Source organism: Vibrio hangzhouensis (assembly GCF_900107935.1).
Taxonomy (GTDB): domain Bacteria; phylum Pseudomonadota; class Gammaproteobacteria; order Enterobacterales; family Vibrionaceae; genus Vibrio; species Vibrio hangzhouensis.
This window is the reverse complement of the sequence record NZ_FNVG01000002.1, coordinates 360,228-381,751: the sequence shown is the minus strand read 5'-3', so window position 1 is coordinate 381,751 and position 21,524 is coordinate 360,228. Positions and strand designations below refer to the sequence as shown.

Annotated in this window: 16 protein-coding genes; 9 read left to right on the top strand and 7 right to left on the bottom strand. The window is 46.2% G+C overall.

Features of this window, described 5'->3' with window-relative positions:
- The first annotated feature begins 123 nt into the window (after nt 1-123).
- Complete coding sequence (locus C4S60_RS03540; RefSeq protein WP_103878944.1) at nt 124-3,717, top strand: LamG-like jellyroll fold domain-containing protein; 3,594 nt, start codon at nt 124-126, stop codon at nt 3,715-3,717.
- Between the two features lie 84 nt (nt 3,718-3,801).
- On the opposite strand, the gene kdgR is transcribed toward C4S60_RS03540, so the two are convergent.
- Nucleotides 3,802-4,584 carry a DNA-binding transcriptional regulator KdgR gene (gene kdgR / locus C4S60_RS03535; protein ID WP_103878943.1) on the bottom strand — a complete coding sequence of 261 codons (783 nt, stop codon included), beginning with the start codon at nt 4,582-4,584 and terminating at the stop codon, nt 3,802-3,804.
- Between the two features lie 258 nt (nt 4,585-4,842).
- On the opposite strand from kdgR, the gene kduD reads away from it, so the two are divergent.
- From kduD to C4S60_RS03515, 4 genes are all read left to right on the top strand, one after another.
- Complete coding sequence (gene kduD / locus C4S60_RS03530) at nt 4,843-5,604, top strand: 2-dehydro-3-deoxy-D-gluconate 5-dehydrogenase KduD (protein ID WP_103878942.1); 762 nt, start codon at nt 4,843-4,845, stop codon at nt 5,602-5,604.
- A 16-nt stretch (nt 5,605-5,620) separates the two neighbouring features.
- Nucleotides 5,621-6,148, top strand: a complete 528-nt coding sequence (locus tag C4S60_RS03525; protein ID WP_103878941.1) for a YgjV family protein — start codon at nt 5,621-5,623, stop codon at nt 6,146-6,148.
- An 84-nt stretch (nt 6,149-6,232) separates the two neighbouring features.
- The gene (locus C4S60_RS03520; protein WP_103878940.1) at nt 6,233-6,868 is read left to right on the top strand and encodes an RpiB/LacA/LacB family sugar-phosphate isomerase; all 636 of its coding nucleotides are present in this window, start codon (nt 6,233-6,235) and stop codon (nt 6,866-6,868) included.
- Between the two features lie 141 nt (nt 6,869-7,009).
- Nucleotides 7,010-7,849: an alpha/beta hydrolase gene (locus C4S60_RS03515; protein WP_103878939.1), complete on the top strand. Its 840-nt coding sequence runs from the start codon at nt 7,010-7,012 to the stop codon at nt 7,847-7,849.
- A 42-nt stretch (nt 7,850-7,891) separates the two neighbouring features.
- Here C4S60_RS03515 and C4S60_RS03510 read toward each other — a convergent pair whose 3' ends face one another.
- The 5 genes from C4S60_RS03510 to C4S60_RS03490 form a co-directional block, all read right to left on the bottom strand.
- A complete protein-coding gene (locus C4S60_RS03510; RefSeq protein ID WP_103878938.1) occupies nt 7,892-8,518 on the bottom strand; it encodes a bifunctional 4-hydroxy-2-oxoglutarate aldolase/2-dehydro-3-deoxy-phosphogluconate aldolase in 627 nt (208 codons plus the stop codon).
- 17 nt (nt 8,519-8,535) lie between these two features.
- Nucleotides 8,536-9,462, bottom strand: coding sequence for a 2-dehydro-3-deoxygluconokinase (kdgK, locus tag C4S60_RS03505; protein ID WP_103878937.1), 927 nt, complete (start codon nt 9,460-9,462; stop codon nt 8,536-8,538).
- Nucleotides 9,463-9,901: 439 nt separating this feature from the next.
- A complete protein-coding gene (locus tag C4S60_RS03500; protein WP_103878936.1) occupies nt 9,902-11,902 on the bottom strand; it encodes a methyl-accepting chemotaxis protein in 2,001 nt (666 codons plus the stop codon).
- 217 nt (nt 11,903-12,119) lie between these two features.
- On the bottom strand, nt 12,120-13,019 hold the full coding sequence (locus C4S60_RS03495; protein ID WP_103878935.1) for a GGDEF domain-containing protein: 900 nt from the start codon (nt 13,017-13,019) through the stop codon (nt 12,120-12,122).
- A 197-nt stretch (nt 13,020-13,216) separates the two neighbouring features.
- Nucleotides 13,217-13,603 carry a MaoP family protein gene (locus C4S60_RS03490; RefSeq protein WP_103878934.1) on the bottom strand — a complete coding sequence of 129 codons (387 nt, stop codon included), beginning with the start codon at nt 13,601-13,603 and terminating at the stop codon, nt 13,217-13,219.
- Nucleotides 13,604-13,869: 266 nt separating this feature from the next.
- Here C4S60_RS03490 and C4S60_RS03485 point away from each other — a divergent pair, with 266 nt between their 5' ends.
- Together C4S60_RS03485 and C4S60_RS03480 are read left to right on the top strand one after the other, a co-directional pair.
- Nucleotides 13,870-15,246, top strand: a complete 1,377-nt coding sequence (locus C4S60_RS03485) for a DNA-3-methyladenine glycosylase 2 family protein (protein WP_103878933.1) — start codon at nt 13,870-13,872, stop codon at nt 15,244-15,246.
- Nucleotides 15,243-15,722, top strand: coding sequence for a methylated-DNA--[protein]-cysteine S-methyltransferase (locus tag C4S60_RS03480; protein WP_103878932.1), 480 nt, complete (start codon nt 15,243-15,245; stop codon nt 15,720-15,722). The genes C4S60_RS03485 and C4S60_RS03480 overlap by 4 nt, the downstream gene beginning before the upstream one ends.
- Nucleotides 15,723-16,119: 397 nt before the next feature.
- On the opposite strand, the gene C4S60_RS03475 is transcribed toward C4S60_RS03480, so the two are convergent.
- A complete protein-coding gene (locus C4S60_RS03475; RefSeq protein WP_103878931.1) occupies nt 16,120-17,667 on the bottom strand; it encodes a DUF3612 domain-containing protein in 1,548 nt (515 codons plus the stop codon).
- A 155-nt stretch (nt 17,668-17,822) separates the two neighbouring features.
- On the opposite strand from C4S60_RS03475, the gene C4S60_RS03470 reads away from it, so the two are divergent.
- Both C4S60_RS03470 and C4S60_RS03465 read left to right on the top strand, forming a co-directional pair.
- Nucleotides 17,823-18,395, top strand: a complete 573-nt coding sequence (locus C4S60_RS03470) for an aldolase/citrate lyase/malate synthase family protein (protein ID WP_103878930.1) — start codon at nt 17,823-17,825, stop codon at nt 18,393-18,395.
- Nucleotides 18,396-18,592: 197 nt separating this feature from the next.
- The gene (locus C4S60_RS03465; RefSeq protein WP_103878929.1) at nt 18,593-21,481 is read left to right on the top strand and encodes an HD-GYP domain-containing protein; all 2,889 of its coding nucleotides are present in this window, start codon (nt 18,593-18,595) and stop codon (nt 21,479-21,481) included.
- Nucleotides 21,482-21,524 lie beyond the last annotated feature (43 nt).

Here is a 21,524-nt window from a genome sequence, read left to right as displayed (position 1 = left end):
CCAAAAGAGTTGATGGGATAGATCTATCTGAAATTTAGATTTGAACTATTTTTCTGTCTGATTGGATAACTATTTTGGGTCATTGTTAGGCTTAGTGAGGGCTCTCTTATATTGGAGAAGCACATGATGGAATCAACAAAGCCGATGGCGTTATTAGTGTGCAGTGCACTCAGCGTATCGACGGCTTATGCAGCACCAGTTTCAACCACTACTGTCGCGCATTGGACTATGGACACCCCTCACCAATCCATTGTTGAGGATAGCGTAAACACCTTCTATCGAGCGGAGAATCTCTCTGCGAACTTTTTGACTTATGGTAGTCCTCCAGCGTGGTCGTCGGATACCCCTGACTCTCTGTCTGGCTATTCACTCAAGTTTAATGGATTGAGTGCTGGCCTGACTATTCCTGCTAGCAAGAAGATGGCGACATCAAGCTTTAGTACCGCATTGTGGGTCAAACCAAGTGGCGTATCGAATCAGTATCAAGCGGTATACTCGACACGTGGCGCTGCCCAAGGCTATGTGCTCTATATCACTCCGCAGGGATACTGGGAGTTTTGGCTACAAAGTCCAAAAGGCTGGTCAAAGGTGAAGGGGGCGAAGGTTGTTGTCGGCCAGTGGACACACATCGCCGTGTCTTTTGATAAACAATCAGAGCTCGAAGATAATATCTACCAAGGCAGCGCCGCGATCCATATCAATGGCGAGCAAATTGCGAGTGTGGATGCCAAGTACCAACCGGATGGCTTATCAAAGACCGGTATTGGCTATCGTGGTAGCAACAATCAATATTTCTTTAACGGCTTAGTCTCACAGGCCGATTACTACCCGCTTGCGCTCTCGACGTATCAAATTTCCTCTTTGTATTCCTCCAATATCAAGCCGGACTCTGTTATGGCGATGTGGCCGATGAATGAAGGCGAAGGTACTAAAGTGGTTGAGCCGCTTTCTCAGACTCCTAACCCTGAAGACAAGTTGGCATACAACCACCCTGGCTACTTATACGGTTCCCCAACTTGGGAGACAGATAGTAAAACGGGTCAGGGGCGTTCGTTATCTTTCGATGGCTATGGTGATGGCGTTTGGGTTGATTCTAACCCAGAGCTGAACTTAAGCAGCTTTAGTGTTTCTATGCTGGTTAAGCCAACTGGTGAGCTAACAGGCTATCAGGCTGGGCTCTCTTCGAGAGGTGAACAGGGAGGTTTTCAAGTCTATCTCACGCCAGAGAAACGCTGGCAATTCTGGCTTAATAGCGGTGGAGCCTGGCAAAAAGTAGGTAACGCATTGGCACAAACAGACCGCTGGCAACATGTGATTGCCACTTATAACGCGGATGAACTTACTGGTGAAAACCGTTATTTGGGAACTGCCAGTATGTACCTTGATGGTCATCTTGTTGAGCAGGTTAGTGGCGTGCCGTATCAACCCAATCTTGAGTCCAAAATGGGCATCGGTTATCGCGGCAGTGATGCGCAGTACTTCTTCCAAGGCAATATCGACAAAGTCGAAGTCATTGCGGGCGCGCTAACTCAACAGCAAGTGGAGCGCAAAACATGGAGCCGCCAGGCGCACTGGTCATTCTCGGAAGTGTCGGGTGAACTGCTGTTTGATGAAGAAAACAACCACAATGGCAAATTAGAAACGCAAGGGCAGTGGAAAAAGCACCAACGTGATGGCACCAAAGGACGTGGCTTGCTGTTTAAGCGGGGACAGGGGATAGAAGTGCCAGCAAGTGAAGCGTTGCAGGCTTTGTCTTGGAGTGTCTCTGGATGGGTATCACCAAGACGAGTCGGTGGCGATAAACAGACTATTTGGCAAGCCGGTGAATTGAGTAGTCAACGAGTGATCGCTATTGATGAACAAGGGCGTTGGTCTTTGCAAGTCGGTAACGGTGAACCTGTTGTTGGCTCTGTGGTGACCAATCAACAGTGGACCCATTTTGTCGCCAGTTTCCAACCTGAAAAATGGCTCGGTCAAGAACAAGATGTTGTCGGCACTGCAACGCTTTATGTCGATGGAGTTCGTATCGCAGAAACTAACAACGTCACAATGGCGAATTTAGATGCTGCGCCAGTTTATATCGGTATGTCTTCCGATGTGGAAGGGCAGTATTACTCTGGGCTAATGGATGAACTCTCCGTATATGCACACGCGTTGGACAACGAGCAAGCGGCTGAACTTTATGCCCGTTCGGCGGAGATGTTGCATCAATCTCCTTGGGATGAAGGACAATTAGAATGGGATACAGACAAGTGGCAGAACGATGTAGTGCCAGGTAGTGCCCCGCTTAAGTATCGTGACCTTTACCAGCGTGAGCGTGAGATGTTTGATTACAATCCCCGCTACCTTGCCAATATGGTGACCTTTGATAGCAAAGGGAGAGAAGTCATGGTAGCTGGCGCTTATGAAGCCAAAGGTGACAACAGCACGATTTATCCATCTTATGGTTTTCCGACTGAACAGTTTGTTCAAGTAAAAACTCGCAAGGGTTGGAAAGCCTACTCGGTAAATGATGCGCTTCGCAGTGCGTGGAAGCAGCCGGATTGGGATGGAAAGGTGTGGTCAGGCGCTAAGCTTATCCATGAACGTGTAGAGTTTGATAATGACGGCGATGCCTACCTTCTTACCTGTGTAGATAAGCCGCTTACTGGTGGTACGGTTTGGAATTTACTTTATTCAAAGCAAGGAAAACGTCAGTTCAAAGAGTGGCAAGCTTATTCGTTGCCATCCAGAGCAGACAAGTGCCACTACCAGAATGGGCACTACAATTTCCAAGCGGCAACAGGGAACATTAATCGAGATGTGCCGCCTGTGCTGATATACGATCAATCGCAGCTTGTGCCGATCGAGAAAACGGGAGAAGGTTTGCAAATTGGTCAAGCAACCTCGCTGATTCGAGATGAAAGTGGCATCACGGAGTACATAGCGGGTTATACCCACTCTGGAGGCATGAACAGCACCGCAACGATCGGTCATATGACCCACTTCGTGTTCGCTCGTTTAGACAGCAACCTTGGTAACAATACCACCGATACGGACATTTACTATGCCAGTTACAACCATCTAACAGGAGAGGTGACACTACCTAAGTACCTTACAACAACGGGAAGCTGTTGCTTGTCTCCAGATAATCACAATATCCCGTTCATTTTGCTTGATAGTGATGGGCGTCTTCACGTGATTGCGGGCAGCCACCAAGCACCGTTTAGGTACTTAACGGCTGAGACCGATTCGGGGGGAGAGCTTACCGGTGAGTGGAGTGATGCCATTGATCTTGTTTCGCTTAATGGTGACGGTGACCCTTTCAACACGTACCCAGGATTGGTCATAGATGGTCATGACACGATTCATATGGTGTTTCGTAAAGTGGATGAAAAGGATCGCTACAGTTTGCATTATATGCGCAAACCGTTTGGCCAAGATTGGCAAGACATGGGAAGTCTAGTCATCCCGGCAGAGGGCAGATACAGCGTCTACTATCACAAGTTGTCGGTAGGGCCTGACAATGAGCTGTACCTAAACTATTGGTTCTATCATCACTTCTTAAATAATGAACATGCGAAGCAGTATCGTGAGCGTTGGCCGTTAGAACTTATTGAGACGGGCGGCAGTGCCGAGGTGAATCTCTACAATGGTATTAAAGCTCATAATGGTGTGATACTACGAAGCCGTGACAATGGTGATAGTTGGAGTCTATTTGGCGCACCGCTGCACTGATGTGTATTAGAACGATTTGAATTATTGAGTCGAAAAAGGAGCCAGCCAATACTTGGTTGGCTCCTTTTAATACAATAATGTGGTTCACACAGGGTAATTCTTGCAGCCCAGCGCCAAGGAAATATTACGTCCTGCGGTATGCAGCAGCGCCACATATTCAGACTTTTTCTTTTCATCAAAGCGAATAACAGGGAATGACATTGATACCGCTGCGATGGCTTTGTCAAAGCGATCATAAACAGGTACAGCGATACACCTTAGGCCCGGTTCTTGCTCTTCGTTATCTTCACCAAAGTGTTGTTCACGAACAATACAGAGTTCATCCCACAGTTCATCAATGTTGGCGTGGGTGCGTTCGGTATGTTTGACAAACTCGACATCTTTAAGCAACTCATAAACTTCTTGTTTTGGAAGGTCACTCATCAGCACTTTACCGATGGCCGTACTGTAGAGTGGATTGCGTCTACCTATGCGAGAATACATGCGAAGCTGGTAGCTGGAGTCGATTTTGTGCAGATAAATGATGGCATTTTCTTCTAGTGAGCCAAGGTGAAGTGTCTCCTGAGTAACTTTGTGTACCGTCTCCATTTCACGGTTGGCCAGTTTGATCAAATCAACATGCTCTAGGGCTTTTGCTCCGACTTCGAATAGCTTGAGAGTTAACGCATACTTGTCCGCTTCGCCTTCTTGCTCCACGTAACCCAGTGTTTTCATTGTTTGCAAGAAACGATAGGTCGTAGCCTTAGACATCATTAATCGCTGAGACAGTTCAGACACTCCAATCTCTTTTTGCTCGGCGAGTGCTGACAGGATGTTAAACACTTTTAATACAGAAGACACCGCTTCTGGTTGATTTGATCTTTCCATTTCACTCTCTGAAATCAATTTTTAATTCAAATGATTATAGCGGACATACCACGGTCAGTCAGCAATTTCGAAAAGCCATTTCATTATTTTAGAACCAAAATTATGAGACCTGTGTCACCTCTATGATGATTTATAGTGATTTTTTGAAACATCGTTTTAAAAAATTCTTTCAGCATTGATGTTTTTTGTGTAATGTAGTTTCAACTTAGTGAGCATGCCGATTTGTTCACCACTTCATCACCAATAAAGGAACGGATTATGATTCTTGATTCATTTAGTCTTGAGGGCAAAGTAGCGGTCGTCACTGGATGTGATACTGGTCTAGGTCAAGGCATGGCATTAGGGCTAGCGAAAGCCGGCTGCGACATTGTCGGTGTTAACATTGTTGAGCCGACAGAAACCATCGCTCTAATGGAAGAAACAGGCCGCAAGTTTATCGATATTCGTGCTAACTTGATGAAGTTAGACGACATTCCTGGCATCGTAGACCGCGCAGTGACTGAACTAGGTCGTATCGATATCCTGGTGAACAATGCCGGTATTATCCGTCGTAATGACGCGATTGATTTCTCTGAGCAAGATTGGGATGACGTAATGAACATTAACATTAAGTCGGTGTTCTTTATGTCTCAAGCGGTTGCCAAGCAGTTTATTGCCCAAGGAGAAGGCGGCAAGATCATCAACGTGGCGTCTATGCTGTCATTCCAAGGTGGCATTCGCGTTCCTTCTTATACAGCATCAAAAAGCGGTGTAATGGGTGTGACTCGCCTTATGGCAAATGAGTGGGCAAAAGAAGGCATCAATGTTAATGCAATTGCACCTGGCTACATGGCGACTAACAATACTGCAGCGCTACGTGCTGATGAAAAACGCAATGCAGAAATCTTAGAGCGCATTCCAGCCGACCGTTGGGGTACGCCAGAAGATCTCGCGGGTCCATGTGTATTCCTCGCGTCGAAAGCGTCTGATTACATTAATGGTTACACCATCGCTGTTGATGGTGGTTGGCTAGCTCGCTAGTAGGAATAAAAGAACGATGATTGATTGGTTGTTTGTCGGTCAACTACTCGGTTTTCTGAGTTTTGGTTTGGGCATGGCGACCTTTTACCAAAAGGACGACAAGCAACTGAAAATCTTAATGGTGGTTTTCAACATCAATCATCTGATTCACTACTTTTTACTAGGTTCGTTGGTGTCAGTGGTTGCATCGGCGTTGTCCGCAAGTCGAACGCTGGCATCGATATTTACTCAATCAAGACTCGTCGCTTGGGCATTCATTGTAGTTGCAGTGGTATTTGGCCTCTTTGTCTCTGAGGGCGCTATTCACATCTGGCCGATACTTGGTACTGCTATCGGTACTTACTGTGTATTCATGCTGAAAGGTATTGAAATGCGAGTGGGCTTTTTGATAGGTGCGACATGTTGGTTAATTAACAATATCATTGTAGGTTCGATTGGCGGGACGTTGTTAGAAGCGACATTGATCGTCACTAATTCGGTGACTATTTATAGAATGTATATCGATGACAAAATGGTAGTGAGTCAAACGCAGTCGTCACAGTAAAAGATGAGCGTGGCGACTGAGAACGAATCAGTTATTTGGTAAGAAATTTGGAATTTGGGCGACAAAAGTCGCTGGAGATACGTTATGAAAATTGCACTAATGATGGAAAACAGCCAAGCACCGAAAAATGCGATGGTTGCTTCAGAGCTAAACCTTGTGGCAGGCAACTTAGGTCACGACGTTTTCAATGTAGGCATGACAGATGAAAATGACCACCACCTGACTTACATTCACCTTGGTATCATGGCGAGCATTCTTTTGAACTCAAAAGCTGTGGACTTTGTCGTGACTGGCTGTGGCACCGGCCAAGGCGCGTTGATGGCAAGCAATCTTCACCCAGGTGTCGTGTGCGGTTACTGCCTAGAGCCATCCGATGCATTCCTTTTCAACCAAATTAACAATGGCAATGCTATCTCATTGGCGTTTGCAAAAGGCTTTGGTTGGGCAGGTGACCTCAACGTGCGTTACATCTTCGAGAAAGCATTTACAGGTGCACGTGGTGAAGGTTACCCAATCGAACGTGCAGAACCTCAGCAACGTAACGCGGCGATTCTTAGCGAAGTTAAAGCTGCTGTTTGTAAAGATGTTGTCGAGTCACTAAAGGCTATCGATCAAGAGTTGGTTAAGCAAGCGGTGGGCAGCGCGCAGTTCCAAGAGTGCTTCTTTGCAAATTGCCAAGTGTCGGAAATTGCAGAATACGTTCGTTCACTCATCGATTGATTGTCGGCAACAAGGTTGATTGAAAGCCAGCTACATTTGATAGCTGGCTTTTTCATTTTGTGAGGTCAGGATGATCTGTAATTGCTTTGCTTAACATAGAATGAACCATTCAGGGAAATCAGATGGAAGGTTGAAGTAGTCATGGAATCTATTTACTCGTTGGCAGAGATTGTAAAGGATGAAAAAGTTCATGCACTTTGGCCAGTAAGCGAGGTGAATGACCTCAAGCCGATGACAGTCGAGCAACCAGAGAATCCGTTACGTCAGCCACATAGGCTGATTTCCAATATCTCGGCTCCAGAGCTTGTAGAGTGTGTGCCAGAAGTATCTAACGGTAAAGCCGTACTCATTATTCCGGGAGGGGGGTACCAGTTTGTCTCCATCGACAATGAGGGTATCGAAGTTGGTCGTTGTCTCGCTAAGATGGGTTATCACGCATTCTGTCTCAACTATCGATTACCGGATTGTACCCAAAAAAACCAAGACATAGCTTCAATACAGGATGCTCAGCAAGCATTGCATGTGGTCAAAACTCTTTGTATTGGCCATGAAGTAGGGGTGTTGGGATTTTCTGCCGGAGGGCATTTAGCTGCTTGGTTAAGTACCTTGCCAGTATCCGACAAGCCCAAGTTTGTTTGTCTGATGTATCCCGTGGTTTCGATGAATCTAGATATCACTCATTTGGGATCGTATCAGACCTTAAAAAGCGAATTGAACGACCCGACTCTGATTTCCGAGCTTTCAATAGAACACCGCATTACTTCGGATACTCCACCTATGTTGATTATGCACGCCAAAGATGATCTCAGTGTAGTTCCAGAACATAGTCAGCGACTGCATAGTGCTCTGAATGAGCATGGCGTGTCATCAAAGCTTGAACTGTTCGAACAAGGGGGACATGGATTTGGTGCTTATGTCAATAAGGCTCATGATGCGCGGAATTGGCTTGACCGTTTTCACGCTTGGGTAAGTTCACAGTAATAGAAAACCGCACAGAGTGCACTGTGCGGTAAGAAATTCACTTTACTGGTTTACGTGCGCAACAGCGTCTTTAACCAATTGACCTAGTTCATCCCAACGACCGTCATCAATCAGGTTAGTTGGAACCATCCAGGTACCGCCACAAGCAAGTACGGAGTTAATAGAAAGGTAATCATCTACGTTGTTGAGGCTCACACCGCCCGTAGGCATAAATTTGACAGGGTAGACCGCCGTAAGTGCCTTGAGCATAGCGACGCCGCCAGAAGGTTCTGCAGGGAAGAATTTCAATGTACGAAGACCCATTTCCATCGCTTGTTCAACCAGACTTGGGTTATTGACCCCTGGTACGATAGGTACATTCTTATCCAGGCAATACTGTACTGTGCGGGGATTAAATCCAGGGCTGACAATGAAGTCGACACCGGCTTCGATGGCCTGATCCACTTGCTTGTTGGTCAGTACAGTACCGGCACCAATTAACATGTCTGGGAATTCTTTGCGCATAGCAGCGATCGCATCTGCAGCACATTCTGTGCGGAAAGTGATCTCCGCACATGGCATTCCGTTATTCACCAACGCGTTACCTAAAGGAAGGGCATCCTCTACTCTGTTGATTGCAATTACAGGAATTACTTTCAAGTCTGCTAGCTTTTCATTCAGTGTTGTCATCTCATTTGTCCTACTAATTAGAGTGTTGGTGTTTCAATTCTGGGTATTATTGCGCCGCGGTGTTGAATTACGGCTCCTGCCACTTTATGCCCTGCCGCCGCCGCTTCCAGTGCGCTGCCGCCAGTCAGGCGTTTCGCCAGGTAGCCAGCACTAAATGAATCCCCAGCCGCTGTCGTATCTATTACCTTGTTCACCGGTTTAGGAGGCACGTAGCTTGCCTTACTGCCCGTGACAATCAGGCAATCTTTCGCTCCGCGTTTGATCGCAATTTCGGAGACGCCAGCCTGGCTCGTACGTTCGATACATTGTTCAACAAACATATCACCAAATAGTGCCTGTTCATCTTCGAAGGTCAGTAAGGCGGTATCGGTATAACTTAGCATTGCCCTGTATGTGTTGATCGCAAGTTCACGGCTTTCCCATAATTTGGGGCGAAAGTTATTGTCGAAGAAAACGTTGCCGCCTCTATCTTTGAATGCTTTGAGGAAACTGAACAGTTTGTCACGCCCGTTGTCGGTCAGAATAGCGAGGGTAATACCACTCAGGTATACCGCATTGTACGTGAGTAGCTCTTCCAGTAACTTTGTTGATTCGCTTTGGTCAAGAACAAACTTTGCAGCCGCATCATTGCGCCAGTAGAAGAAGGTGCGCTCACCCGTTTCGTCTGTTTCGATATGGTACAGTCCAGGCATTTTATCGCTTAGTCGGAGGATCAAACTGGTGTCGATGCCTTCTTGAGTCCATGTATCTATCATCTCATCTGAGAACGGGTCATTACCTAACGCTGTTACATAGCTCACATGTACATCGTGATTTTGCGTTAGACGGGAGAGATAGAGAGCAGTGTTAAGAGTGTCACCACCAAAACTTTGTTTGAGCAGTTCACCGTTTCGCTGCAGTTCGACCATGCATTCGCCGATGACTGCAATTTTGTATTGGTTCATTGTTTGCGATCTCAATTTGGAATGATTAACTGACCAGAAGGTACCCGTAGTTTCATGAGTTAGAAGCTGGAGTCTTAAAGAGAAACCTGTCACCGTTCAGAAAAGCACGTTTCAAGATTTAATTTTTAAAACGACGTTTTGTTTTTTAATTTATCAGGAACTGAGTGACAATAGTAGACCTCATCATCACTTCTTTAGCTCAATTGTGATGGATATCCAATTTGTATATCATTTGAACAGTCTTATCCCTGGCTTGTTTGGTAGTTGGGCTGAGCTTAATATCGTTATGAGGAGAAATCTTTGAGGATGGTTCGCGGCTTATATTGTACTAACGCTATGAGTTTTTGTTTCACCATGTGCCAAGCAGATGGCGAAACAAAAAGCCTCGGTAATCGATTACCGAGGCTCTTAAGCTTTACCGCCAAGCGAGTCAGCTAGTCTATGATGTCAGTTTAAACAGAGACACATCGGCAACCAACTCTTCCATCCGCTGTTTAACCCTATGCATTTCGCTATTCATCTGCTGGATATTTTTATCGGTCGTTTCGACCATGGACAGAAGCGTATCGATATCAGATTCAACAGATTGAGTCGTCTGTGACTGCTCTTCTGTCGCCGTTGCAATGCTGGTGTTGTAGTCGGTGATTTGCTTTGTCGTCGCAATTAGACCATCGATCATAGTATTGGTGTCGGACACCATGGACTGAGCGGTATAGCTTGCATCACGACTTTGCTGCATATTTTCAAAGGATGTCTTTGCGTTATTAGAAATATCATCCAGCAGATTACGAATGACTTCTGTTGACTCTTTGCTGCGCTGAGCCAATGATCGAACTTCATCGGCAACGACTGCAAATCCACGTCCTTGCTCGCCTGCCCGGGCTGCCTCTATGGCGGCATTAAGGGCTAACAAGTTAGTTTGTTCGGAGATCGAATTGATGTTATCTAGAATCTCCGACACGCTAGCCATCTTAATTTCTAACTGTTCCAAGCAAGCGTATGTATTGTCGACGCTGGTGATCAACTGAGTCGTTGTCACTAAGGAATACTCACCATGGCTTTGGCACTGAATAGCATTGTGTTGAGCACTGTCAGCACTTTGCTGAGCTTCGCTTGTGATACTGGCTACTTCCTGGCTCGTTTGCGCCATCTCAGTCATTGCGGTCGCAATATTGTCGCAGCGTAAATGCGTTTGCTGACTGACTGTTTGAGTCGAAGACACAAGTTGGCTCATGCCCATCATCTCTTGCTCCGTTTTTTGGGCAACATCTAGTGACTTCTGTAATGCGGATGCCAGACTTGCGGTGAGCTGATTGAAATGAAGTGCGATTTTGCCGAGTTCATCGCGCTGTTCACACGGGAGAGTCAGACTAAGATCCTTGTTCTTGGCCATGGTATCGATTTGGTCAACGAATAGGGTCACTCTGCGGTGAAGCCGCCTAGTCGACAGGAATGCGATTGCCGAGAGAGGAAGTACAACAAATAGAGTTACCGCAATATAAGCGATTACCGTTTTCTGTGCTTGCTGCTGATTTTGCCTAGCAAGCTCTGATACATTATTGGCAATGGTATCGGCTAGCCCTTTGATCTGGCCAATGCGCTTTGTTGCCAGGTCAAACCACTCGGGCGCATCTGGGCCTTCTAATTGATCCAGAGAACTTCTTTGTGCGCGGTAGCTTTGTTGAATTGCATCCACATCACGCCATATGGCATTACTCGTTATTGCAGTGAGTGTTTGCAGATCATTCGCTGCGAACAACAGTTCCGCCTGTCTCAGAGCATAAGTTTCTGTTGCGATATAATTGCTGATATTGGTATAGCCGTCGAGGGAAGAGCGTTTACCCGCAAAGGCACCATTGAGCGCGCCACGCGCTTTCCCAGCTTCTTCTTTCATTGTAAGTAGAGCATGTAAGCCCCGTAGTTTCTGTTCAAGTTCCGGGGCATCGACATGTGTCAGAATCACCGATAAGTTATCAAGAGACATGCGGTTAATGTTGGAATAATACGCGAAAGGCGAGTCCTTAATGTTCAGTGTATCAACTTGTTGCCGTATAGACGCTCGTTGTTCCAGAGCTTGAAGTACATTTTTATTTAGTCGAGTGAGAACTTCACTTTCCAAATATTGTGGCGAAAATGAAGTTAGGTTGCGAAACGCCTGGTCTGCTTTAATGCGTTGCTGTTTGAGTGCACTCACTTGCTGTCCTTGTCCCTTCGCGGCCAGGACGCCAGCGGTCAAGCCGCGCTCTACGGCAAATTGATGTGCTATTTCATCATAAAGTTTAAATAGATGGACTGCTTCCAGTGAAGTCTGCGCGTGAGCGGCGTGTTGTTGAGCTTTGAAAATTTGAGTGCCGATCAAAGTGACCAATAAGGTTGTTGGAATTAAAAATACGATCAGAATTGTATTCTTAATATTGAGTAACCTGAAAAGATTCATCATTATTTTGAACCACGTAAAGTAGACGTCTGCGTAACCTCAGATTTTACACGTTATATAGGCTCGAGGTATGTCAGGTGAAGAGAACTTTGAATTTGAAACAGGAAGTGTCAATAATTCGTTTGCCGTCAGTTTATTGACTACCCCTTTGTGGGTAATTAAAGGCTAGGTATGAGATCATGCTAATGACGCGAAGTTGGCTTTCCATATAGGCCGGCCTTTACTTGAGCAGGCTTACACAGCGGTTCCTCCCTTGCTCCTTGGCAAGGTATAACGCGTTATCAACCCGAGAAAACACCTCGTTATTTTGTTCTCCCTGATGAATTTGAGTGACTCCCAGGCTCGTGGTGATGGCGAAAGTGTGTTCTTTATAGCTGAAGGGGTGGTTGGCAATGGCGAGTCTTATTCTCTCGGCAACCTCGTAGCCACTGCGATCATCACTTTGTGGCAATATGATGGCAAACTCTTCTCCGCCCACTCTGGCGAAAATATCAATCGGTCGAATGAGGCTTTGTACCCGACTGACCACTTCCTGCAGTGTTTGGTCGCCAGCGAGGTGTCCGTAGGTATCATTTACTTGTTTGAAAAAGTCTACGTCCAGTAATAGCAGGCTATGTAACACGTCGTGCTTCGTGATAGAAGACAGCCTGTTGAAAAAGTAATTCCGGTTTGCTATTTGTGTTAATCCATCGGTCTCGCTCTGTTTGCGTAATTGTACTTCCAACTGGTGGCGCTGAGATATATTACGCGTTAACCAACACACAACGCGGTCGTCATTATGCATAAATGAGAGTGGGAATATTTTGCCTTCAAATCGCAAGATTCCCGCAGGCCCGGCGTGTTCATCAAGTCCAACTACCTCTGCAGCGGCCAGATCGTATTCTACTGTCACAACACAGTTACGATCTAAGGCGTCGATAATCTGACCTATAAACCAGTTCGCCTTGTCTTCCGACATTACCGAGTGCAGCGTCTTGCCTATAAGGGCTTTGCCGTCATGATAAGATTGAGTATCAGTGCCACCCAGTAAGTCGATGTAATCCCCCTTTTCACTTAGAATGAAAACAGGATCCGGCAAACAAGACAGCACTTCGTATACTTGTTCCAACTTCGTGAGCATTGTGTTCTGGATATCTCTATATATGCATAATTACTAATATAACACACATACCCATAAAGAGCGTGAATGAATGAGAGGGTTGAGCAGTAGATCTGAAAAAACATACAATTATTTTGTGTGATAGTTTGATTGCATGACTATCACACATAGTGGTTTCACTTAGAGGGAGAGATCGAAAACAGAGGAGCCTATTCGTTTTAGGTTATTTCATCGTCCACTAAATCATCCCCAATATCATCGTTATCGCTGTAGTCTGAGTCATCGCTACTTGCCTCAGTTTCGGTCTTTTTGCCGTTGAGCGTATGAAACTTCTTACGATCACGGGCTAAATGGATGTACTTGATCCAAGTCTTCTCCAACTTGCTCTCGGCATGACTTTCATCGGCGATAACCTGCAAAAAATGGTGTTCAGATTCGGACTCTGGCATGATCTCTCCTGACTCGAGAGCCGTCATGGTGTCTCCAAATCGAATCAATATATCTTCTTCTGCCAGCGTGAAATCTCCGGATTTTGCAAATCCACGCCGGAAACGCTTGTTGTCGTAGAACGGTTTTTTTCCAGGACGAAAATCTACATTAGACATAGCCACCCTCATAACATGACATTAATCATCAAACTCAGCCTCAGTATAGACAGAGCTTTTCGAGTTTTAGAAATTTCCAGAGGCAATTTTTTAACGCCTTTTTCGCTTGAATGTTAACTTACTGGTATGCAAATACTTTTACCTTACCTGTTGACGAATTGATGACAGAAAGGTGAATCTAATGTGGTGCTATTCTGTTCCGAAAGTGGCTAGTTTGGTGTGGTTTGTGGGTTACACTAAGGAAAAGGCAGGGGATGGAGTAACCTATGGAATTATTATCAAGAGAGCAGTGTCGGCACGCTCGCCTGTCGAGAGATACAAGATTTGATGGACGGTTTTTCGTTGCCGTAAAAACCACAGGGATATTTTGCCGCCCAATTTGTCCGGCGAATTTGCCCAAAGAAGACAACGTTGAGTATTTTTCTAATGCAATACTCGCTTTGAATGCAGGTTACCGACCTTGTCTGAGATGCCGTCCTGATAGTGCCCCCAATTCCTGGGCCTGGAGAGGTACCGAAACCACGGTTCGACGGGCACTAAAGCTTATTGAGGAGGGTGAACTCAATCACTCTAATCTGGAGGTTCTGTCTGAAAGGCTGGGGGTAACCAGTCGTTATCTAAGACAACTATTCCGAACCCATGTTGGTATGTCGCCAAAGGTGTATGCCCAACTGCATCAGCTGATGTTTGCCAAGCAGTTGTTACACAACAGCTCTTTATCTGTCACTGAGGTCGGTTTTGCCTGCGGTTTCAATAGCACTCGTCGTTTTAATGATGCTTTCAGGAAGTACTTGAAACTGACACCGACAGATGTCAAAAGAGGGCGAGCGTCCGAAGCGCCGTCAACGGCCTCAAATGTGCTCCATCTTGCTTATCGTGGACGTTACCACTGGCGTAGACTGCTAGATTTCTATCAACTCAGAGCGATTTCCGGCGTTGAGCAGGTGACAGACGACAGTTATGCGCGCCATATCGAAGCTGGGGGACGCCTGGGCTGGTTCAGGTTACATGCCGATGTGGAGCAGAGACAAAGTGTCAGGGTGGAGTTTGAGCTTGAGGATGTCACCAAATTGCCTTGGCTGATGGCGAATATTAAACGGGTATTTGACCTCAACACAGACCTGTTTTTGGTGGAGGAACACTTAAAGGGGGTAGACCGTCACTTGATTCGTCAGTCCGGAATTCGACTTCCTGGAGTATGGTCTATTTGGGAGGCTGGTGTGCGAGCAGTATTGGGGCAGCAGGTGTCGGTCAAAGCGGCGATCGGGCAGCTGAACCTTTTGGTACAGCAGCTTAATCATCGTGTCTCTGGTAAACAGGTATTTCCGACGGCAGAGTTGGTGGCTCAATCTGACCTGAGCTTTTTAAAGATGCCGCAGAGTCGAAAAGAAACTCTGGCGAGACTAGCTGGTTTTGTGGCGCAGGCACCCGATGACTCTCCGGAGAACTGGTTAACCCTGAAGGGAGTTGGGCCCTGGACTGTCAGCTATGCCCGAATGCGTGGTTTGTCCGATCCTGACCTGTTTTTAGAAACCGACTTGATAGTTAAAAAATATAGTACGCTTCAACAAGGATTGACCGCAGATCGTGTATCGCCTTGGGGAAGCTACGCCACACTGCATTGCTGGAGTCATGCATTATGAATTATTACCTTATCACCAGCACCCCCTTAGGGGATGTGACCATTCAGGCAAGCGATGATGGTGTACTGGGCCTGTGGTTTGAACAACATACCACGTTGCCTGAAGAGCTAGGCCAGTTGTCTCCTGAACATCCTATCTTAATCAGAGTACAGCAACAGCTAGAGGCTTATTTTGCCGGGAAATCCCGGACGTTCGATCTTCCCCTTGCTGCGCAAGGTACCGCATTCCAGAAGCAAGTATGGAAAGCATTGTGTGATATTCCCTATGGCGAGGTTATCAGCTATCAGGAGTTAGCAGAACGTATTGGAAAACCGAAAGCTGTCAGAGCCGTTGGGGCGGCAAATGGCAAAAATCCCATTTCAGTGGTTGTTCCTTGTCATCGTGTCATTGGAAAAAGTGGCAAGTTGACCGGATATGCAGGTGGAGTAGAGCGAAAACGCCAGTTGCTCAAGCTAGAAGGTACCGACTTTCAATAAGTTAAGTTTTTGTTGGTCTGTATATTGATGAAATGTATCAAATGGGCGTAAGTCAGTGCATATTTGATGTAATGGGTTTCATACAGTCTTTCTGGGTTTGGTCGTATTTTGCAATATAAAACGAGCGGAAATTGCAAATTGCACCGTAATTTGCATAATGCAAAGATGATATGAGCGTGGTTTACGTGAAATTGATACTTATCTAACCAGAATTATCAGAAAACAGCGGTTTAAAAAGTTGGCACGGGTTCTGCATATAGTAAAGCGACCCTTTTTAAGCCGAGGGTCACCTAGCCAACTGACGTTGTTAGTGAACCTCTATTTGTTCACACTTGTATATGGCCAGTCACGATCATTGTGGCTGGCCTTTTTTCTTTTGTGTCTTGTGCTTTTCAAATCAAACGATATTACCGACCTGTTCTTTTTCTGCGTCCTGACAACCCTCATAGCAACTTGGTTTTCTTGGACAAACGGCACCACGTGAACAAATCAGTCTCGCCTCGCCTTCGATACCGCGCTCTATCCAGTTGATATTTAGTATTTTAGCGACGGTTTGGAGATCTTTTTTGATGCCATGTGGAATGACGACGCTTCCTCCGCCTTCAACACACGAGCGCTTGAGTTCGCTGGCAATTTCCAGAGCGTTACCGCCCTGAGCATCTATGGCCGGGTTCAGGTCAATACCGGCACACAGTACTCTGTTGTTGCCTGCCGGATCCGTCATATTGATGGATTCACAGCAGTAAATGCGTGGCTCATCACCCACGTTGAGAATGGAGATTTGAGCCGAGGAACCGTTTTGAGGCTCAGATAAGCGGCGAAATACTGCCCAGTGTTGACAAGGGTCGTTGACCATTCTCATATTGCCCCAGGGTAGCGGAATGCCGTTTCCGCGGTAAACCGCTTTGAGTTTTCCTGGACCATAGGCATCGAAATAATGCCAGTGAGGATAGGGTGAGACTACGGTCATTCGGCGCATGGCGACAGATGGTGACACGCCAGCTCGCTTGTGAACGTCGATTTCATAGCCGCAGCGGTCGAGCAGCTGACGAAAGGGGACCTTCGGGCACAAGAGAGCTCCGGCAAAAAAGCTCGACTCAAAGTCTCTCCAGGCCTGCAAAATGTCCTGTGAGTTGAGTGCTGAAGCAGATTGAGCCTGTGTTGCGTCTTCCCAGCTGTTATTTTGTCCTACACTTAATACACTCTTTAACCCCTCTTCACTGTGAAGAATGCGGTGGCCAATATATACCGCCAAATCGTACTTTAATCTGGTCGGGTAAGCTTTGAGAATTTCATTCAGGTAAATAGTGCCGGGTGGTTCAAAAAAAGACGTTACCAGTTGTTTGGCATTCACTCCCAATTCGTCGACAACATCTTTCGGCGTGCGATTAACCCACTGTACGCGAAGTCCGAGATTGGCAGCAATGTCGATGAGATCTTCAATGGAAAGGTTTAATCTTTTTAAACCAACGTCCTCAGCAGCACGCTCCAGATCCGGAAAGTGGTTTTGTAAACTCTCTTGATGTGCGCGGATCAGAAGGTGGGCAAACTGTCTTCCGGTAATTCCGGTTTGCGACAGCATTTCCGGAATGGCAATTTGCAGGATGTCGTTGGAGAACAAAAAGCTGGGCTCAAGAGCCATACCGCTTATGCCACCTCGGTTGCCCTTCACTGGTGTGATCTCTTCCTGCTCAGGTTCATTATCGAGAAACCAGGCCGGATCTTTTTGAAATACTTCCGCGATGACTTCCAACATATCAATACTGGGTACGCGTTTGCCACGCTCAATCATGGACAAGTACGAGACAGACGGAGCGTATTCCGGATTGATGCGAATACAGCGCGCGGAGAGATCTTCCATCGTTAAATGGTTGCGCTTTCTAAGGTTTCTTACCTTAGTGCCCAAAAAATGGGACTGACGGATTAGACTTTTTGACAGAGGCATTTTGTAAAATTCACAGTGTAAAATTTTTGTTGTGAAATTGTAGTCAAAAAAGCGCTAGTCTACAAAGTATGCAAATCACAAAACGAATATTAATTTAAACGCTCGTTTGAGATATTTGCTCTAAATTAGAATTATCGCCGTGCGAGGGAAAGACGATGAACATGCTGACATTCGATAAAACAGAGCTACACAGAAACCATTCAACCTTTATCGCTGAAGCCGTCTTTGCTGTGGAAATGGTGAAAGCGGATGAGCAAATTGAAAAGCAAAAAATGGCCAAGCAACTGCTCGACACCTTGTTTCCACTTGAAACTGGCTCACACGAAGATGTGGTGAGTTATGAGATTGACTATCGTCATGTTCAGGTCTTTTTCAAGAACGGTGAGCATACAGGTCTGAAGCGAGCCAAACATTTTGTCGCTTATTTAGGTGACAAATGCGCTCCTGAGTCGATCCTATTTCGTGATGAGAGCGGCACGCATGTGGAAGTGATGCTGGGTAGACGTAAAGGTACTGGCAGCTTAGAGTTAGTTGAGATTGAAGATATCCAGTTAGAAACCTGTACCACATTTGGGCAAACTGAGAACTGCCACGCATCGGGTATTCGTCACTGGGTGAGTTTAGTGCAGGGCGATGAAAAAGGCCGTCCGAGAGCGTGCAGTGAAGATAAAGAATTTATCGCCAAAAATGGAGATGACTACAATCTCGGATTTAGCTTTGCATTTTAATTCCGCTAGCCTTTTAACTATTTGAGTCAAATTTTCCTTTGGTAGTGTAGCCTCATGAATAATCATGGGGCGTTTTTTTGTTCCTTAGTCAATATTTACCTTCTCGCACTGAGTCATTTCGACTAGTCTTATAGCAACTAGCCTACATGTTTAGGTTTTTTGGGTATACATCCTGTTAATTCAAAGTGTTATTGCCTATGCCGACCAGTCAGAACCGTATCAAAAGACTTACCTTCCCGCTCCATATCCATATTTCCGCTATATTTGTTGTTCTGGTGATTATCGTCTGTGGGGTACAAATCTGGATAACCCACACTAGCCTGAACAAAGTCATCCTCAACGCGAATGAAAACTTGTTTGAGCGGATTGCTGGGGAAACACGCAGTAACATGTCGTTCCACTTTGGACCTGCATTTAGCATTGTTGATGCATACTCTGCGGGAGAGTTAGTCCGTGAAGTGGTCCCGAGTAAGCGTTTTGATTTTGTTCCTGAGCTGGTTTCTCAACTCAGAGCAAACCGCCATATTTTTGCCCTGAAAGCGGCGTTTCCTGACGGAGAGTGGCTGTCGGTTGCCAGAGTTACGGATAATCGAATGCGAGACCAAATTAATCTCGGCCCGAATGCCGAATTTGCAGCGTTGAATTATAACTCAGAGACCAACACCTTGTTGGTCAAAACCTACAGTGCACATCTGGGGCTCCTTCAGTCAAAAACGATTCATAATTTTTTCATCGATCCTCGCAAGGCCAAATGGTACCGCAGTGCGTCACTCAGTGCCGCTAAAGTGTCGGAGCCGTATTACATGCCGATCATCTCACGCTCCGGCATCACTATCTCTCGAAAGGCCACTAATGGTGCAGTTTTTGGCGCAGATATATTGCTCGACCAGGTATCACTGGTGTTACAGGACAGTGATGAAAACCGAGATGCGTTGAGGGTGCTTTATGACGACAGCTTCAACGTTTATGCCTACAGCAGACCCGAGTTGTTCGAGATTCGTGACGCTCTTCGGCAATCGGTAAGTCTTAAACTCGGAGATATCGACCACCCGTTGGTTTCCAGTACGGCCAATATGGTTGAGTTTGGTGATGAGGCCAAAGAAATCACATATAACGATGAAAAGTGGGTCGTGAAAGTCGATAGACTGAGAGGGACACGTGATCAAACCTTCAATATGGTGATGGCCGTGAAGTCGGAGCAATTGCTAAAAAATGCCAATCTGGTGGCTAAACGATCGCTTGTCGGTTCGTTTTTTGCCCTGTTGTTTGCTTTACCGTGTATCTATTTCTTGTCGCAGTTGCTGGCGAAACCGATTCGTCAGGCAACAAAAAAAGCAGATTCGATACAGCATTTCCAGTTCCATAATGGTTCTCAGGAAGCATCCAGAGTGAGTGAAATCAAGGCGATGTCGGATTCGTTGTCGGTGATGCAGTCAACCATCAGGCGTTTTCTGTCGCTAACGAACTCGATGGCGAAAGAGGATGATCTGGAAAAGCTGCTTGAGTTAGTGTGCGAGGAAACCGTTGACGCTACTGGCGCAAATGGTGCCTACCTTTATCTGCTGAGCAGTGATGAAAAGTATCTGGAACCCAAATTTGTCAAACTGAGTAAAAAGGGGGTGTTGGACGTGGCAAAAGAGCCCCGTATTCCTCTGGATGACGCTCGACTTGCTGACGATGTTCATGACTTTTTTGTGAAAAAACAGCCCGTTTACTCGAAGTATTATGAGGAGCGGCCTTTTGTCACCAAGGAAAACGCCACAGACAATTTATTGTTCATTCCTTTGCTGGATCGTAAACAAAATGTCATCGGTGGTCTGGGGCTGGGGTTTGATGAAGAGCATGAAACCCAGGTGTTAATGGATGATAAAGAGTACCTGGAAACTCTCGCATCCTATGCGTCCGTCACCATTGAAACCCAGACGATGTTAGCGGATCAAAGGGCTTTGTTGGATTCGTTTATTCAGGTGATGGCAGGTGCTATCGACACCAAATCGCCATACACGGGCAACCACTGTCAGCGTGTTCCGGTATTGACGGAGATGCTGACACAGGCGGCGCAAGACTCAAAAGACTCGGCTTTCGCAGACTTTTCCATGTCAAAAGAGCAATGGCAGGAGCTTCATATCGCTGCCTGGTTGCATGACTGTGGCAAGGTGACAACACCAGAGCATGTGATCGATAAGTCCACCAAGCTAGAGACGATTTATAATCGTATACACGAAGTTCGCACACGTTTTGAGGTGCTAAAGCGTGATGTGGAGCTGAAGTTCTACCGCACTAAATACACAGGTGAGCTCAGTGCCAGTGATTTGGAAAGTGTACACAAACAGCAGCAAGCGCTGGATGATGAGTTTAGCTTTTTAGCGAGGATCAATCTTGGCACTGAAAGTCTGGAACCTGATCAGCTTGAACGTTTAAAGGCGATTGCTAGGCGTACCTGGCAACCAACGATAGATCCAGGGTTGGGCATGTCGTGGCAAGAACTGTCCCGTTGTTCGGACACGCGATTTAACCAACAAGAGCAAGTGCCAGTGCTGTCAGACAGTATGATGCACAAGATCCCCTGGGATAAAGCACCGGTGAGAGAAGACCGGTTTGTTTTGCAGGCGGGTGAATATCAGAACGACTTGGGTGAGCTGTATAATTTGTCGATAGAGAAAGGCACGCTCAATGCTGAAGAGCGTTACATCATCAACAGTCATATGATAGAGACGATAAGAATGTTAGAGAGTTTGCCGTTTCCGAAACACATGAAGAATGTCCCAATGTTGGCGGGAAGCCATCATGAGAAGGCTGATGGTAGCGGTTATCCATTGGGGCTGAAGGCCAGTGAGTTGCCAATACCTGCGCGCGCGATGGCCATTGCTGATGTATTCGAAGCCTTGACGAGCGGTGATCGTCCTTATAAAAAGGCAAAAACTCTATCGGAAGCGATAAAGATTATGAGCTTTATGGTCAAAGACGGTCATCTGGATTCAAGCCTGTTCAGGCTGTTTTTGCAGTCCGGTGTCTATATGCAATTTGCCAACCATTTCCTGAGTTCTGAACAGCTAGATGACGTCGATATAGAAAAGTATTTATAGAGTTCAAAAAGACAGTAGCTGCAAGTTTAATCCTGCAGCTTTC